Annotated in this window: 16 protein-coding genes; 1 reads left to right on the top strand and 15 read right to left on the bottom strand. The window is 39.8% G+C overall.

The genetic code is table 11. The features are described from left to right. Positions 1–163: 163 nt before the first annotated feature. From IEU71_RS01615 to IEU71_RS01545, 15 genes are all read right to left on the bottom strand, one after another. Complete coding sequence (locus IEU71_RS01615; protein ID WP_080519685.1) at positions 164–829, bottom strand: DivIVA domain-containing protein; 666 nt, start codon at positions 827–829, stop codon at positions 164–166. A 75-nt stretch (positions 830–904) separates the two neighbouring features. Then, entirely contained in the window at positions 905–1702 is a 798-nt protein-coding gene (locus tag IEU71_RS01610) for a YlmH family RNA-binding protein (protein ID WP_004914756.1), read from the bottom strand. Beyond that, positions 1699–1962 (bottom strand): YggT family protein, encoded by a 264-nt coding sequence (locus tag IEU71_RS01605; RefSeq protein WP_004914758.1) that lies wholly within the window; start codon positions 1960–1962, stop codon positions 1699–1701. The genes IEU71_RS01610 and IEU71_RS01605 overlap by 4 nt, the downstream gene beginning before the upstream one ends. A 3-nt stretch (positions 1963–1965) precedes the next feature. Then, positions 1966–2430 carry a cell division protein SepF gene (locus tag IEU71_RS01600; protein WP_004914760.1) on the bottom strand — a complete coding sequence of 155 codons (465 nt, stop codon included), beginning with the start codon at positions 2428–2430 and terminating at the stop codon, positions 1966–1968. 9 nt (positions 2431–2439) lie between these two features. Beyond that, complete coding sequence (ftsZ, locus tag IEU71_RS01595; protein ID WP_004914762.1) at positions 2440–3738, bottom strand: cell division protein FtsZ; 1299 nt, start codon at positions 3736–3738, stop codon at positions 2440–2442. Between the two features lie 23 nt (positions 3739–3761). Next, on the bottom strand, positions 3762–5084 hold the full coding sequence (gene ftsA, locus IEU71_RS01590; RefSeq protein WP_004914765.1) for a cell division protein FtsA: 1323 nt from the start codon (positions 5082–5084) through the stop codon (positions 3762–3764). A gap of 109 nt (positions 5085–5193) precedes the next feature. Then, positions 5194–5907 carry a cell division protein FtsQ/DivIB gene (locus tag IEU71_RS01585; RefSeq protein WP_004914767.1) on the bottom strand — a complete coding sequence of 238 codons (714 nt, stop codon included), beginning with the start codon at positions 5905–5907 and terminating at the stop codon, positions 5194–5196. Then, a complete protein-coding gene (gene murG / locus IEU71_RS01580) occupies positions 5907–6998 on the bottom strand; it encodes an undecaprenyldiphospho-muramoylpentapeptide beta-N-acetylglucosaminyltransferase (protein ID WP_004914768.1) in 1092 nt (363 codons plus the stop codon). Before murG ends, IEU71_RS01585 begins: the two co-directional genes overlap by 1 nt. An 11-nt stretch (positions 6999–7009) precedes the next feature. Next, positions 7010–8356, bottom strand: coding sequence for a UDP-N-acetylmuramoyl-L-alanine--D-glutamate ligase (gene murD, locus IEU71_RS01575; RefSeq protein ID WP_004914770.1), 1347 nt, complete (start codon positions 8354–8356; stop codon positions 7010–7012). Positions 8357–8400: 44 nt separating this feature from the next. Further along, entirely contained in the window at positions 8401–9363 is a 963-nt protein-coding gene (mraY, locus tag IEU71_RS01570) for a phospho-N-acetylmuramoyl-pentapeptide-transferase (RefSeq protein ID WP_004914772.1), read from the bottom strand. A 9-nt stretch (positions 9364–9372) separates the two neighbouring features. Further along, a complete protein-coding gene (locus IEU71_RS01565; RefSeq protein ID WP_004914773.1) occupies positions 9373–11517 on the bottom strand; it encodes a PASTA domain-containing penicillin-binding protein in 2145 nt (714 codons plus the stop codon). 2 nt (positions 11518–11519) lie between these two features. Next, complete coding sequence (gene ftsL, locus IEU71_RS01560; protein WP_004914775.1) at positions 11520–11891, bottom strand: cell division protein FtsL; 372 nt, start codon at positions 11889–11891, stop codon at positions 11520–11522. A 56-nt stretch (positions 11892–11947) separates the two neighbouring features. Then, complete coding sequence (gene rsmH / locus IEU71_RS01555) at positions 11948–12886, bottom strand: 16S rRNA (cytosine(1402)-N(4))-methyltransferase RsmH (RefSeq protein WP_004914778.1); 939 nt, start codon at positions 12884–12886, stop codon at positions 11948–11950. Positions 12887–12924: 38 nt separating this feature from the next. After that, positions 12925–13356, bottom strand: a complete 432-nt coding sequence (mraZ, locus tag IEU71_RS01550; protein ID WP_004914780.1) for a division/cell wall cluster transcriptional repressor MraZ — start codon at positions 13354–13356, stop codon at positions 12925–12927. 150 nt (positions 13357–13506) lie between these two features. Then, positions 13507–13848 (bottom strand): DUF3397 family protein, encoded by a 342-nt coding sequence (locus IEU71_RS01545; RefSeq protein WP_004914782.1) that lies wholly within the window; start codon positions 13846–13848, stop codon positions 13507–13509. Positions 13849–13950: 102 nt separating this feature from the next. On the opposite strand from IEU71_RS01545, the gene IEU71_RS01540 reads away from it, so the two are divergent. Next, the gene (locus tag IEU71_RS01540; protein ID WP_004914784.1) at positions 13951–14157 is read left to right on the top strand and encodes a DUF4044 domain-containing protein; all 207 of its coding nucleotides are present in this window, start codon (positions 13951–13953) and stop codon (positions 14155–14157) included. Positions 14158–14262: the final 105 nt, after the last annotated feature.

The raw sequence follows: 14262 nt of genomic DNA, 5'->3' as shown, positions 1-14262 counted from the left end.
TCTCAAATCAGTATTAACGGCCTGCGCCGTTCTAGCTTACTAAAATTTCAGCTAAACAAAACTAGTAACTGATCTGATTGGCATCAGGGACGGTCATCTTCCACCACCATGACTCGCTGCACGTATATATGCCAACTTTGCTGTGTTACGCTTTTTATAATTATTAATGATTGTCCGCTTGGTCTTCTGATTCTGGAAACACTACAACCGGCCCTTGGGCTTCTGCTGTTTCCTGTTCATCTGACTCTTGTTCTGACTGGCTTGAAACTTCAACTGGTGCTGCTTCAGCAACTTTACCAATGCGATTGGCTGTTACTTGACCAATTGGTAAACGATGAACAGCTTCTGCTAACTCATCATTTTCTAATAGTGTACGCTGTGCTGTTAATAATTGCAAGAAGGAATTTTTAAAACTTTCAACTTCTGTACGTAATTGGTTTTGCTCATTAGTTAATTCTGCGTTTTCTTGTGCTAAACGTTCTGCTTCCGCTTCTGCCTTAACACGAGAATCACTGATGATTTTAGTAGCCGCTTCTTGTGCATGCGTCAATTGCTTTTTCACTTCAACATCAGCGTCTTTTTTCAATCGGTCAGCTGCTTCTTGTGCGACAAAAATAGACTGATTAACTTGCTCACGCTTGGCTTCTAGCGCCTCGACTTGCGATTGCGACTGCTCAAGTTGTACTTTAAGCGCATCTCGCTCAGCAATTAGCGCTTCATAATCACTATTGACTTGATCCAAAAAAGCATCAACTTCAGTCGCAACATAAGCCTTACTGCCTTTTTTTGTAAATTCGTGATTTAAAATTTCATCTGGTGATAATGCCATAACTTTCTCCTTTAACATGATTGTACTTCATAATTTTATCATGCCTAGTCTAAATTAGATAGAAGCCTGACATTACTATCTTTGTACAACATTGACAATTGCTTTCAATTTATCTTTTTTACTCCGACCATCTAGTGACTTGATTTGTGCACGACCATGTTTTCTAACTGATATCAAATCATTTACAGCAATTTCCAAATTGGTTTTTTGCGCAAGCATCCAATTCACATGAACTTGACCACTTTCAATAAGTGTCTTAGTATCACTACGTGACAGTTGAAAAACAGATGATATGACAACATCAAGTCGCAAAGATGACATTAAAGCAAATTGCTCTTGCCAATTAGTTAAAACAGGCAGGGCTTCACTTAACGATTGCGCTTTCAGATTAACAGCAACTCGTCCAACTTTTGTAACGGTTTGCTGGATATAAGCTAACATTTTCTGATCGACAATGATTTGCCAATTCGTTTCTTCATTATCAAATAGGATATCGCCAAGTACATCCCGACTAATACCCAAGTGCATTAAGCTGCCCAAAATTGTCGAATGATGTAACGTGGCAAACTTTTTTGGATATTGTACAGTTAGTAACCCAATTTCAAAATCTTCTTGTTTTACTTCAAATACTTCTGGTGCAATGATTGCCCTTTGACTTTCGGCGCCATCCACACCACCATACAAATAACTTCGCAATCCAGACTGACGGTTAATCAATGTTTGTAGAATGTATTGTTCTCTCGGATTTAAAAATCGCGTCAGAATTAAGCGATAGTCATCATCAGCCTGTTTTACCCAATCCAGAACTTGTTGTATGAAAGGCTGCTCGTACTCACGAAAATGTTGTGAAATACTTAGCACGTCATTACTCATAGGAATATCGAAACTAAATGTAGCAAACCACTACGTGCAAAATTCAAAGCCAAAATTGCGACAATCGGTGAAAAATCAAGCATCCCAATTGGTGGAATAAACCTAAAAATTCGTAGATATGGCTCGACAATACGGCCCAAGAATCGGCCCAAGCCAGACTCACGAGCCCCTGGTAGCCAAGACATTAAAATATAAATAACAATTGCATATTCATAATATTGCACTAATCGAAACAACCATATGACAATTTCTGCAATCATGAATTAGTACCTACTGTTGGGCTCAAGATTATCTGTCAAAGTTCCAGAAATTTCAAACGTATTTGGTGTGACCAAGAAAATTGATTGTCCAATACGTTCGATTTCACCGTTAACAGCATAAACAGCACCACCCAGAAAATCAAGAATTCGTTTAGCTTGTGCTTCATCAATCTGCGTGAAATTGACAATCACTGCTTCACCACCCAAAATTTGTGAAGCAATCGCTCGAGAATCAGAATATACTTTTGGTTCAAACAATGCAATTTTACTATTCGCACTATTAAAGTCTGAATTGGCTTGTTGTGTAGTAGTTGATGGTCGTGTAAATCGTTGTTGGGAAGTATTTGCTTGTTGCTGAACAGGCTGTGGTTGTGGCTGTTCTTGGTATGATCGTTGATCATACCCTTCATCCTCGTAATAATCTTCCTCATTACTAAATAGACGTTTAATTGTGTCCCCTAATGCCATGAGTTCTCCTTAACGTTTCTTGAAAAATGGTGGTTGGTCAGTGTCGTCATCATTGCCCAAATCCACCGCAGCACTTGAGCTCGGTGTATTAAAGACATCAAATGATTGCTTCTGAACGCCATCAAAACGATCATCTTCAGCAAACGCGTCTTTGGTTGTGCCGCCAATATTCCAATCAGCAAATGGATCGTTTTGTGTTGGTGTCACTTTGGGGGCTGGTGATGCTGTCGCTGGTTTTTCAAAAACTGATGAAGCAGACGAAGGCGCTGCCGACTCAGTCGACGTTGCTGTGCCAAAAACTGAAGCAGCTGGTGCTACATTCTTGGCTGCAGATTGTTTGGATTTATCGTTAGTATTTTGAAGACCAGTCGCAATAACTGTCACGCGAATTGAATCACCAAGATCTTCATCAATTGATGTTCCAAATATAACGTTCACGTCACGTCCTGCTTCTTGGCTAATGACTTCTGAAGCCGTTTGTGCTTCAAACAACGACATATCTAGACCACCGGTGATATTAAGCAAAACGTCTTCCGCACCTGACATGTCGACTTCAAGCAACGGTGACGAAATAGCTTGTTTTGTTGCGTCAGCTGCACGGGTTTCGCCACTTGCTTGACCAACACCCATCAAAGCAGGTCCGGCATCTTGCATGACAGTTTTCACATCAGCAAAGTCCAAGTTAATGAAACCAGGATTGGTAATCAGCTCAGAAATGCCTCGAACACCTTGTGCCACAACTTCATCAACTACTTTAAATGCTTCAGATAGTGGTGTACGAAGGTCAATACGATCTTTCAAACGTTCGTTAGTAATCACGATTAATGAGTCAACAGACTCTGACAAAGCCTGTAATCCTTCAGCAGCAAAACGTCCGCGCTTTGGGCCTTCCCATTTAAATGGTCGTGTAACGACCGCAACGGTCAATGCGCCTTGTTCTTTAGCAATACGTGCAACGACAGGAGCTGCACCATTACCAGTTCCACCACCCATACCTGCAGTAATCACAACCATATCGGCACCAGCTAAGGCATTAGCAATATCTTCAGTTGATTCTTCAGCAGCTTTAGTACCACGCTCTGGATTCGAGCCTGCTCCCAAGCCACCGGTTAATTTAGGACCGATTTGAATTTTTGTATCGGCTTTTGACTTATCTAGTGCTTGTACATCAGTATTGGCTACGATAAATTCAACGCCACTGACGCCTTCTTCAATCATATGGTTAACAGCATTTGAGCCACCACCACCAACACCGATAACTTTTATGATTGCACCCGCTTCTTGGGTATCATCAATTGAAAAATCCATGAGTTGTCTCCTTAAGTGTCTTTTTAATCTTCGTTAAATAAATTGTTTATCTTTTGGCGAATTTTTCCAAACCAGCCTTCACGAGGTGCCACAGTGGCATCATCGACGTATTGATAACTGTCATATGATTCTTGTTGTGGTGCCTCACTTGGTGTTGGTTCAGGATTAGGTGTAACCTCACGACGGTTCATAATCGTTTGTTTAATCACCTGTTGCACCATGTTTTCTCTAGATGCAAACACTGAGTATGCCAAAGCACGCGTGTACGAAGGATGTCGCAAACCAATTTGATCTGGTACAAACAAACGAACATTATCGCCCAATAATTGTTTGGCAAAATCAACCATTTTTGGCAGCGCTGCATTGCCACCAGTTAAAACAAAGCCTCCTGGCATATTCAAAGCATTAACCTGTTGTAAATGATCAAATATTCGCGTAAACATTTGCTCTAAGCGAGCCGCAATGATTTCCGATAAATACTTCTCGTCAAATTGTTTTGGTACAACCTCACCAATAACTTCGACTGGAAAATCGTTGTCTTGGTCGGTTTGCAATGGATCAGCAAAGCCGTAATCACGTTTTATTCTTTCAGCATTGATGTAAGAAGTGCCAAGCACAGTTGAGATATCCTTGGTGACACTATCACCACCTTCAATATCGACAAACGTGTACTTCAATTTGCGATCATGGATAACAGCAGCACTAGTCTGTCCGCCACCTAAATCAATCAAAACAGTACCAAAGTCTTGCTCGCCGTCATTCAAGATAGTTGTACCAAGAGCCAATGGTGACAGAATAAATTCTTGCAAATTTAGTCCGGCCTTTTGAATTGCCATTCGCGTATTATCAAGAATCTTGCTAGGTCCAACATAGGCCACCCCATGCATTTCAAGCCTTACACCTATCATTTCATGAGGATCTTTAATGCCATCAAATCCGTCAACAACGAACTCTTCAGCGACTAATTCAATCACATCACGGTCTGCGGGCAAGCCATTTGATAATGCTTGTTGCGCTACATTTTGAACATCCTGATAAGTAATGCGCTTATTTTGGTTGGCAATAGATACCAGACCATTAACATTGATAATTTCAACTTGATTAGCTGGAACACCAACCACAACATCGGTAATTTTAATATTTGCTTTTTCTTGTGCCTGATCAATCGCCTCACGAATCGCAGCGGCAGTCGTATCGATATCGACAATCACGCCACGGCGTAAGCCACGTGAAGGGGCGCTTCCCGCACCAATCACATTAAATTGATTCCCAGCAGTTTGTTCAATGACAACTTTAATTGAAGTGGTTCCAATATCCAATCCAACCGTCACGCCTGAATTATTCATGCGTTGTGCCCCTTTGTTAATTATTTTTACAAAATATACCTAATATTAATAGTAACATAAAATCGCAATATTTTGCGACCCAATTCTAGTTTTTCAGTACGTTTCATATTTAAGATTTATAGTTATATGAGAAAGCGCCAAATTGTAGGTCAACCACACCTTTTGCTTTCATTTGTGCTGCAATACCAGGATAATAAACAATCTTTTGACCAAATGTTGTTGTCGTTGCCAGCACAGTATTACCATCAGCCATGATAATTTTTAGGCGTTTCGGGTTCTCTTTTGTAGGCGAAAATATTATTTGACTAATATTTTGTCGCAAAGATGCTTCAAAATTGGAAAATGTGACAGCCGTTTTAGCCAATGTGTCATCGCTCTTAAAGCCTGTATAAACTGGTGCATCACCATCTGGTTGACTGACTGAATGACGATTTCCTTGCTGATTGATAGCATACCACTGTCCTTTTTGTTGAACAAATCCAGCATTGACTCTTTCAACAACAGTAAACAACACATCGCCATCATTTAAAGTCACTTTTACCGAGTCTATTTTATTGTTTTGTGATTGCAGTCGATTTTCAATAAAAGCTTGTTGTCCAACCAAACGCCAATACGGTGTCGTTTGATCAACATTAACATATTTTTTTATTTGCTCTTTAGAAACGACCGTTGACGCAACTGACACATTTTTAATCGTACGCCAAGGTTGTAAAATCAATATTAAACCGCCAATCAAAACAGCAAAAACCGCTAAACTCAGCCAAAGTTGTAACGGTCGTTTCTTGTTTACAATATGTTTTAATTGTGGTACATCTTCTTTCATCATTCTCCAATTGCATCAAGAATCAGTGCATAAAGTCTTTCGCCAGCATCGCGCACACCAATTTTAGTTGCCTGAGCTGCCATCGCCTCACTCACCTTGTCATTTAATAACAATGTATCGGCAGCTTGAGTTAGCGTAACTGCTGACAAAGATGGCTCGGAAATCATCAATGCAGCACCAGCATCAACCAAACTTTGCGCATTTTTAGTCTGATGATCACCTGTCACAAAGGGACTCGGAATTAAAATAGACGGAATACCCAGCGCTGTAATTTCTGCTATTGATGTCGCGCCAGCCCTTGCCACTATCGCATCAGTTTGTGCCATAACTTCTGGCATGTTGTCAATATAAGGTAATATTCTGACATTTTCAGCTGGTTGTGTAGTCATTCTTGCAAGGACATTATCATAACGTTTTGGCCCAGTAACAAACACAACTTGATAGCTTCGTTGATTAAATGTTTCTAAAGCATCAATAACTGCTAAATTAATAGCTGGCGCACCTTGAGACCCACCAAATATTAGCAAAGTCTTTTTGTCATCGCGCAAGCCAATCTGTTGCCATGAGAAATTTGACTTGAGTGAAGCAACTTGCTGTGCTCTTGGGTTTCCAACCACCGTTGCTTTTCCTTTGGGAAATTGTGATAACGCAACATCGAAAGCAACACCGATACGCGTCGCACCACGAGACAAAAATTTATTTGTAACACCAGCAACTGAATTTTGTTCATGAATGACCGTTGGAATATGTAATCGTTGGGCTGCATAAACAACTGCCCCACTGACGTATCCGCCAGTGCCAACGACGACATCCGGCTGAAACTCTTTAAGAATTTTTTTTGCCTCACGAACGGCTCTTAAAAACAGAGAAATCGTTTTAACATTATCTAAAGATAGTGACCGCTTGAAACCCTGAACAGTTAGGCGCTCAAATGCCATTCCTGTTGCAGGAACAATATTAGATTCAACACCTCGCTCTGATCCCACATACAAAAATTTTGTATCGGGTTCATGCTTTTGAATCACTTCAGCTAAAGCAAGCGCCGGATAAATATGACCACCTGTTCCACCACCAGATAAAATAATTTTCATAACGACTCCTTTCAAATTTTAAGTGCTTCTTTTAGTGCAGCGACAAACTTTTCACCGCGTTCTTCAAATGTCTTAAATTGATCCCAACTGGCATGAGCTGGTGATAGTAATACCACGTCGCCCGGACGTGCTAACTTCACTGCTTCTGGCGCCGCTGCCATAACATCCTTAACAGTAATGACTGTTTTATCGGCTTGGTTTGCCAAATCAACAATTTTTTGTTGCGTTTGTCCAACAGCGATTACGGTTTTCACATGTTTTAAATTAGGTACCATGCGTGACAAATCATCACCGCGGTATAACCCACCACCAATCCATATTGTTGGTTGATCAAAGCTATTTAATGCTGTCTGTGTTGCCTCAATGTCGGTGGCTTTTGAATCATTATAGTACTTTACACCATTCACAGTAAATAAATACTGCAAACGATGTTCAACCCCTCCAAAAGTCTTCAACACATCTTTAATCGCGCGATCACTCACCCCAGCTAGTTTGGCAGCTGTTGCTGCTGCTAAAACATTTTCCAAATTGTGGGGTCCCACTAGCTTTATGTCAGTTACAGGCATTATTGCATCGCCGTTAATCAATAGTTGATCATCTTTAATTTCTGCCTGCAAACCACTTTGTTGACGAGAAAACGTTAGCACTTTCGCGTGCGTTTTAGCAGCAAAATTTGGGGTATCTGGGCCATCAGCATTTAAAATTAAATACTGATTTTTAGTTTGATGGCGTGTAATCTGAAATTTGGCAGCTACGTAATTATCTCTAGTTTTGTGATAATCCAAGTGATTAGAAAAAATATTGGTCACAACAGCAATATCTGGTCGAATATCTGGTATACCCATTAGTTGGAAACTGGACAATTCTAACAATAATGTATCTTTTTCAGTTAAATTAGCAACGACTTCACTGACCGGCGTGCCAATATTGCCGGCTGTCGTGACCGGCTGTTCATCCGACTTGAGCATATCACGAATCAAGGAAGTCGTTGTCGTTTTACCATTGGATCCTGTCACCGCAATTAATCGGCCATTGAATGTACTCAACGCCACGGCAACCTCTGTTAAAATTGGAATTTTCAAGACAAGCGCCTTTTGTACCAATGGCTGGTCGTAATTAATACCTGGATTTTTCACCAGATATTTGAAACTGTTATCAAGATGCACATCTTGAGCTTGCGATATAAAAGTAACTCTTTGAGATTGCAAAGTCAGAAAATCATCGTCTTCTTGAAAATCGCCGTCATTTGCAACAGTAACATCAGCACCAAGTGCTAATAAAAGCTTAGTCACTGCTTTGCCAGAACGTGCCCAACCATAAACCATAATTTTTTCATTTTTAAAATCCAGTGCCTGCATGATTTAACCTGATTTCTTTATTTATGTACACGGCTATCACCGTCTCAACTCATGTATAAAATCCCTACAATACTTACTAGGAGAGTTACAATCCAAAATAGTATATCAATTTGCCATTCACGCCAACCAAATTTTTCAAATGAGTGGTGAATTGGTGCCATTGGGAAGATTCGCTTGTGCCAAAAGTGATAACCTATGGTTTGAATAATGACCGATAACGTTTCGATTACAAAGACAATACCAAACCAAACTAGAGAAAATGGAATACCCAACAAGATTGTCTCAATTGCCAATCCAGCGCCTAAAGCTAGCGATCCTGTATCTCCCATGAAAATTTTGGCCTTAGGTTTGTTATAAATCAAGAAGCCAACCAATGCACCAATAATTGCGATATTAAAAATCACGATCGACTGACTATGCATTGCCATTGCAATCCATGTATAGGTGCCATAAACAATAATGCTAATACCAGTTAGTAACCCATCAAGCCCATCTGTTAAGTTAGTGGCATTTGACCACCCTACCAGCCAGAACCACATGAAAATGAAATAAAAACCACCCAAATAAATATGGCCAACAAACGGTACATTAAGTACAAACGGCACATTCATAAACCACATAACAATCATGACTACCAAAGCGCTAAGTGTTTGTGCTAACAATTTTGGCTTAAACCTAAAACCATCATCTGCATGTTTCAATATTTTCAGTGTGTCATCCACACCTCCAATAATGGCAAACGCCACAAATGCCAAAATCGGCATCAATTGTAACATGAAGCCATGCCACCCCTCACTTGCTACCCCACCAACAACGGCACTGATCACAGCAGCTAATACAAATAATACACCGCCCATACTTGGTGTCCCTGCTTTGGCCTGATGATCAGGACCCAGTTTACGGATTACTGCCTGCTCCTTAGAATGCCTCAAAAAGTTAATCAATGCTGGCATAAAAATAACTGTCACGATAAACGATCGTGCGAAAGTCCATAGATTTTCTGTCATTTCTCCCTGTTACTCCTTCTCTTTCAATACAATCGCTACTTGACTGCTTTTGACAACCAACTGATTAGCACCAACACTTTGACTCGTAATGTAGCCAGACCCTTTCCAAGTCAACGTGAAGCCAATTTGCTTTGCAAACGACTGTGCATCTGTTAAACTCCACCCTGTCATATCAGGCATATTCGTGGTACCCTGCGCTTTTAATATGACTAATTGATTGGTCAATGCTTTTTGTTCAGGTAACAGCGATTGCGATTTAATTTTTCCAGTTGTCCCAACAACAGCCACTCGGAAACCTGCTTTAGTTAATGTTGTTTTGGCAGCAGTGATTGATTGGCCCACAACATTAGGCACCGTCTGTTTCGTTGTCTTAGATTTTACAGCGCTACTGCTATTATTCAAAGCTTGAAGCATTAACGGCCTAAATACTTTGTTCATTGTGGTTTGAATTGTTGCATCTGGGAAAACTTTTGGTTGTTTAACAGCCATGTAAAAAATATATTTTGGATCTTTTTCCGGTGCTAATACAACGACTGAATGAATTGCATTTTTCAGACCATCTAGGTATTGACCTTTTTCTGCCACTTGAGCAGTTCCAGTTTTAGCAGCAATCTGATATCCAGCATCTCGCAAATCAAATTCCTTAGCAGTTCCAGTAGACTGATTTACAACATCAATCATATATTCACGAACTTTTTCAGCCGTACTTGCTTTAATTGGGTGGGCAACAGTTGTTGTTTTTCCTTCCTTGACAATTGCACCAGTCGCAGAGTTAACTACTTTATCGACAAAATAAGGTTTAATTTCCTTACCATTGTTGGCAATCGCTGAAAACGCCTGAATCAGTTGTAATGGTGTCACGTTGATGGCTTGACCATAAGCTGTATTGGCCTGTTCAATCGGATAAGTAAATGAAATAGAACCAGCTTCTTCACCATTGAGACCTGATTTAGTAGACTGTAAAAAACGGAACCGAGTCAAATACTTACGCCATGTTACCGCACCCAACTTTTGTTCAGTGCGGGCAAAAGCAACGTTAGACGATCGCCAAAATCCTTCCCGATAGGTCAACATACCAGCATCTTGGCCAAAAGCATCAACAACTTTCTTGCCATCAATTAAAAATGTTCCCGATTGATAGGTATCATTGGGTCGCCACTCTCCTGTATCAATAGCAGCCGACAACGTGATAGCTTTCATAGTTGAACCAGGCTCAAAGGCACCTTGATCAAGTAGGTTTTGCCAAGTTTCCGGATTCGAAGATTTGTCATTAGCATTAAAATTTGGCCTTTGTGTTGCTGCAACAATTCGCCCTGTTTTTGCTTCCATCAATACTGCAACTGCTGTTTTTGCCTCCGTATCTTTAATCAATGTATCCATACGGGTTTCTAATGTGTTTTGCAAACTGTCATCTAAAGTAAGATACACGTCATCCCCATTTTTTACGGTTCGACTATTTTTGTTATTCTCTTTTTGACCTTCGTAACTTTTAATACCATTTTTACCAGTTAATACCGAGTTTTCGGCGGCTTCAATTCCCATCATGCCAGTCATTGTTGACTGACCACTGACATTTTCACTATACTTAATGTTTCCAATCAGATGAGATGCCATTTGATCATTGGGGTAAACACGCGCTGCTTGTGATGTGAATTTTATGCCTGGAAGCTTCATAGCCAATATTTTCTTATGTTGTGCAATTGTCAGACTTTTACCAGCTGATCCAAACTCTACTTGAAATTGCTTAGCTTTCAATCGTTTGTAAATCGCTTTTTCTTTTAGGTTAATGACCGTGCTTAATTTCTGAGCTGTTTCACTCGCATCCGTCACATAATCTGGTTTGCCGTCAGCGTCTTTTTGATTTTTGTCCAAGACTGCGTAGACATTGTAAACCGTTGTGTTCTCGGCTAATACTTGTCCATTGGTGTCAAAAATTTTACCACGATTAGCAATAATGTTTTGTTTCCCCATAAAAGCTTCTCGTGTCGCTTTTGTTAGGTTATGCCCATCAACGGCTTTATTCCCTGCAATAACAAAAAGACGAATACCAAGCATTAAAATCACCACTGTTGTGCCACACAGCAACAACCCACCAAAAATTTTGGCATTCTTCGTGATTCTTTTATTTGGTATCCGTCTCACTTTATTTTTCATAATTATTGATTAATATTGCGTACACTATCATCTGACAGTGTCATGCCGTATTTTTTTGCAACCTTATCTAGATTTGATTTACTAGTGACATCTTGAATCTTAGTTTGTAAATCATCATTGTTTTGTTTCGTATTGCTTATTTTTGTTTCAATAGCCGTCGTACTATTAGTCGCTTTTGTAATTTGCATACTAGTAAAAACAGCACCAACCATCAATGACAAGACAACTGCAGCCACAAAGATAACTAGCCCACGTTCCTTTTTGGTCCAAACTGCTGCTTTATATTTAATTGCTTTGCGTTGGCGATAGCGTGGTTGCGTGAGTGGTGCTTGTTGTGCAGCAGCTGATGAGTATTCGTATGCATTTTGTGCCATAGCTTTTTCTCCAAAAATCTGATGATGTAACAATTAGTTTTAAAACTTAAATTAAGTTATTTGCGTCGAATACCGCGTAGTTTAGCTGATTCCGATCGATGATTAGTACTCATTTCGGCAGCACTTGGTAAAATAGGTTTTCTGGTCAGTGCGTCATACTCAGCTTCAAATTGTCCGGGTAATACAGGTAAACCGGCAGGTAATTCAGGTGCGCTAGTTTTTTCACGAAACATTTGCTTTACAAGACGATCTTCTAATGATTGAAATGTAATAACACTAATGCGACCGTTATGATCAATTAGGTCCAATGCCTGCGTTAAAGAGTCTTCTAATGCACCCAATTCATCATTAACCGCAATTCTTAACGCTTGAAATGTTCTTTTAGCAGGATGTCCTCCCTTACGGCGGGCAGGCGCTGGAATTGCTTCTTTAATGATGTCAACCAATTCAAACGTTGTGTTAATAGGGCCGTTTTCTCGATGTTGCTCTATCTTACGGGCAATTTGTTTTGGAAAACGGTCTTCACCGTAGCGACTCAACACTCTTAACAGCTCATTAAACGACCATTCATTGACAATTGTTTTAGCAGTCAAAGTTTGTCTTTGATCCATTCTCATGTCTAATTCAGCATCGTAGTTATAGCTAAAACCGCGTTGTCCATCATCAAATTGAACTGAACTGACACCCAAATCATAAACAATGCCATCAACATTCTGAATATTACGTGTTGCTAGCGCCGAAGTTAATGTCCTAAAATTTTGATGAATCAAAACTAATTTTCCTTGTGCAATGTCATCTGCATAGCGGGTCATATTGTATTGAATTGCTGTATCATCCTGATCAAAACTATACAGCTTGCCAGTTGTTAATTGCTTTAAAATCTCACCCGTGTGCCCGCCGCCTCCAAGCGTTGCGTCCACATAAATACCGTCAGGCTTGATATCTAATAATTCAATGGCCTCATGCAATAGCACCGTAACGTGTTCAAATGTCATTTCAGCTCACTTTCCTTCTGGCAACCTATTTGGTTACATTAAAAATCAAAATCAACTAACCCCTCAGCAATATCATCAAAGTTTTCGGCTGTCTCAGCTGTGTACGCAGCCCATGTATCAGCACTCCAAATTTCGAAAGAATCACCAACGCCAGTTACAATAACATCTTTTTCTAGTGATGCGTACTCTCGTAAGTTACTTGGTACAATAATTCGACCTTGCTTATCAAACTCAGCTTCTAATGCGCCGGCCATGACAAAACGTCTAAACGAGCGCGCGTCTTTTTTTCCAGTTGGTAATTGATTCAACTGATTTTCTAACTTTTCCCAAACGGATAATGGCATAGCCCGTAAAGACTTTTCCATCCATTTAGTAACAATAAATTTTTCACCAAGTTGATTACGGAATTTTGCCGGAATAATTAGGCGTCCTTTCGTATCGAGCGTATGTGAATATTCGCCCATAAACATAGGACCACCTCCATTAAAATTCTATACTATTAATTTACCACATTCCACCACTTCTCTCCACCTTATTTTGAAATTTGTCATCAATCAGTAAATTTTCACGTAAAAAAAGCAGTACCATCAATGACAGTACTGCTTTTATAAAAGTGGGGGTCAGTGGTTAATAAAGCCCAAAATCATGACAACTATTATGACCGCAATGCCAAAAAGGCCACTCCATTGCCAATATCGATGCCAAAAATGGCGCCAATCCCAATTTTTTTGTAATAAGAACCAAGCTAAAATAGCCCCAAAAGCAAACCAGAAAAGCAAAATCCACTCGATATAGCTAACGCCTAGCGCATATCCCATCGTGTAATGTGCAATTACCCAGACAGGTAACGTAATAACGTCCAAAACATGCAAGCGTATTTTTTTCATCGCTGTCCACTGATTAGCACCTATTAATATCAAACAAAAAAGTAAGCCACCTAATGGCCAATACCACCATTGCATTTTTAATTACCTCGTGTTTTAACTCTAACTAATTTTATAAAAAATTTCAAATCTTTTGTGACTTATGATACACTAAATAAGAATAAATTAGAGGTGAAATCAATGGCAGATGACCAAAATAAACGACCGGTAAACGCAAAATTACAAGCAGAGATTGATGCACAACTCAATCAGCACCGCGTCCCTAAAATCGAAAAAAAATCACGCACGCGCATTGAAAAAATGATTTTAGTTATGTCGTGGTTAATGGTCATTTTAATGGTTGGATCAGTTGTATATGCAGCTGTAAGTGCATTAGGTTGGATGTAAAAAACATGAGTGATTTCTCACCCATGTTTTTTTCTACCAGAAGTCAAGTGTTTCAAGGCATTTAGCTTCTTTTTATGATGCTGCAATTGGTCATCAAGCACTACT

It is taken from the genome of Leuconostoc falkenbergense (assembly GCF_014634805.1).
GTDB lineage: Bacteria > Bacillota > Bacilli > Lactobacillales > Lactobacillaceae > Leuconostoc > Leuconostoc falkenbergense.
Note: the sequence above shows the minus strand (reverse complement) of the source record. Positions and strands in the feature narration are given on the sequence as shown.

Coding starts and splice junctions, on each gene's coding strand:
- IEU71_RS01615 (WP_080519685.1), bottom strand. CDS start 829: ATGGCATTATCACCAGATGAAATTTTAAATCACGAATTTACAAAAAAA.
- IEU71_RS01610 (WP_004914756.1), bottom strand. CDS start 1,702: ATGAGTAATGACGTGCTAAGTATTTCACAACATTTTCGTGAGTACGAG.
- IEU71_RS01605 (WP_004914758.1), bottom strand. CDS start 1,962: ATGATTGCAGAAATTGTCATATGGTTGTTTCGATTAGTGCAATATTAT.
- IEU71_RS01600 (WP_004914760.1), bottom strand. CDS start 2,430: ATGGCATTAGGGGACACAATTAAACGTCTATTTAGTAATGAGGAAGAT.
- ftsZ (WP_004914762.1), bottom strand. CDS start 3,738: ATGGATTTTTCAATTGATGATACCCAAGAAGCGGGTGCAATCATAAAA.
- ftsA (WP_004914765.1), bottom strand. CDS start 5,084: ATGAATAATTCAGGCGTGACGGTTGGATTGGATATTGGAACCACTTCA.
- IEU71_RS01585 (WP_004914767.1), bottom strand. CDS start 5,907: ATGAAAGAAGATGTACCACAATTAAAACATATTGTAAACAAGAAACGA.
- murG (WP_004914768.1), bottom strand. CDS start 6,998: ATGAAAATTATTTTATCTGGTGGTGGAACAGGTGGTCATATTTATCCG.
- murD (WP_004914770.1), bottom strand. CDS start 8,356: ATGCAGGCACTGGATTTTAAAAATGAAAAAATTATGGTTTATGGTTGG.
- mraY (WP_004914772.1), bottom strand. CDS start 9,363: ATGACAGAAAATCTATGGACTTTCGCACGATCGTTTATCGTGACAGTT.
- IEU71_RS01565 (WP_004914773.1), bottom strand. CDS start 11,517: ATGAAAAATAAAGTGAGACGGATACCAAATAAAAGAATCACGAAGAAT.
- ftsL (WP_004914775.1), bottom strand. CDS start 11,891: ATGGCACAAAATGCATACGAATACTCATCAGCTGCTGCACAACAAGCA.
- rsmH (WP_004914778.1), bottom strand. CDS start 12,886: ATGACATTTGAACACGTTACGGTGCTATTGCATGAGGCCATTGAATTA.
- mraZ (WP_004914780.1), bottom strand. CDS start 13,356: ATGTTTATGGGCGAATATTCACATACGCTCGATACGAAAGGACGCCTA.
- IEU71_RS01545 (WP_004914782.1), bottom strand. CDS start 13,848: ATGCAATGGTGGTATTGGCCATTAGGTGGCTTACTTTTTTGTTTGATA.
- IEU71_RS01540 (WP_004914784.1), top strand. CDS start 13,951: ATGGCAGATGACCAAAATAAACGACCGGTAAACGCAAAATTACAAGCA.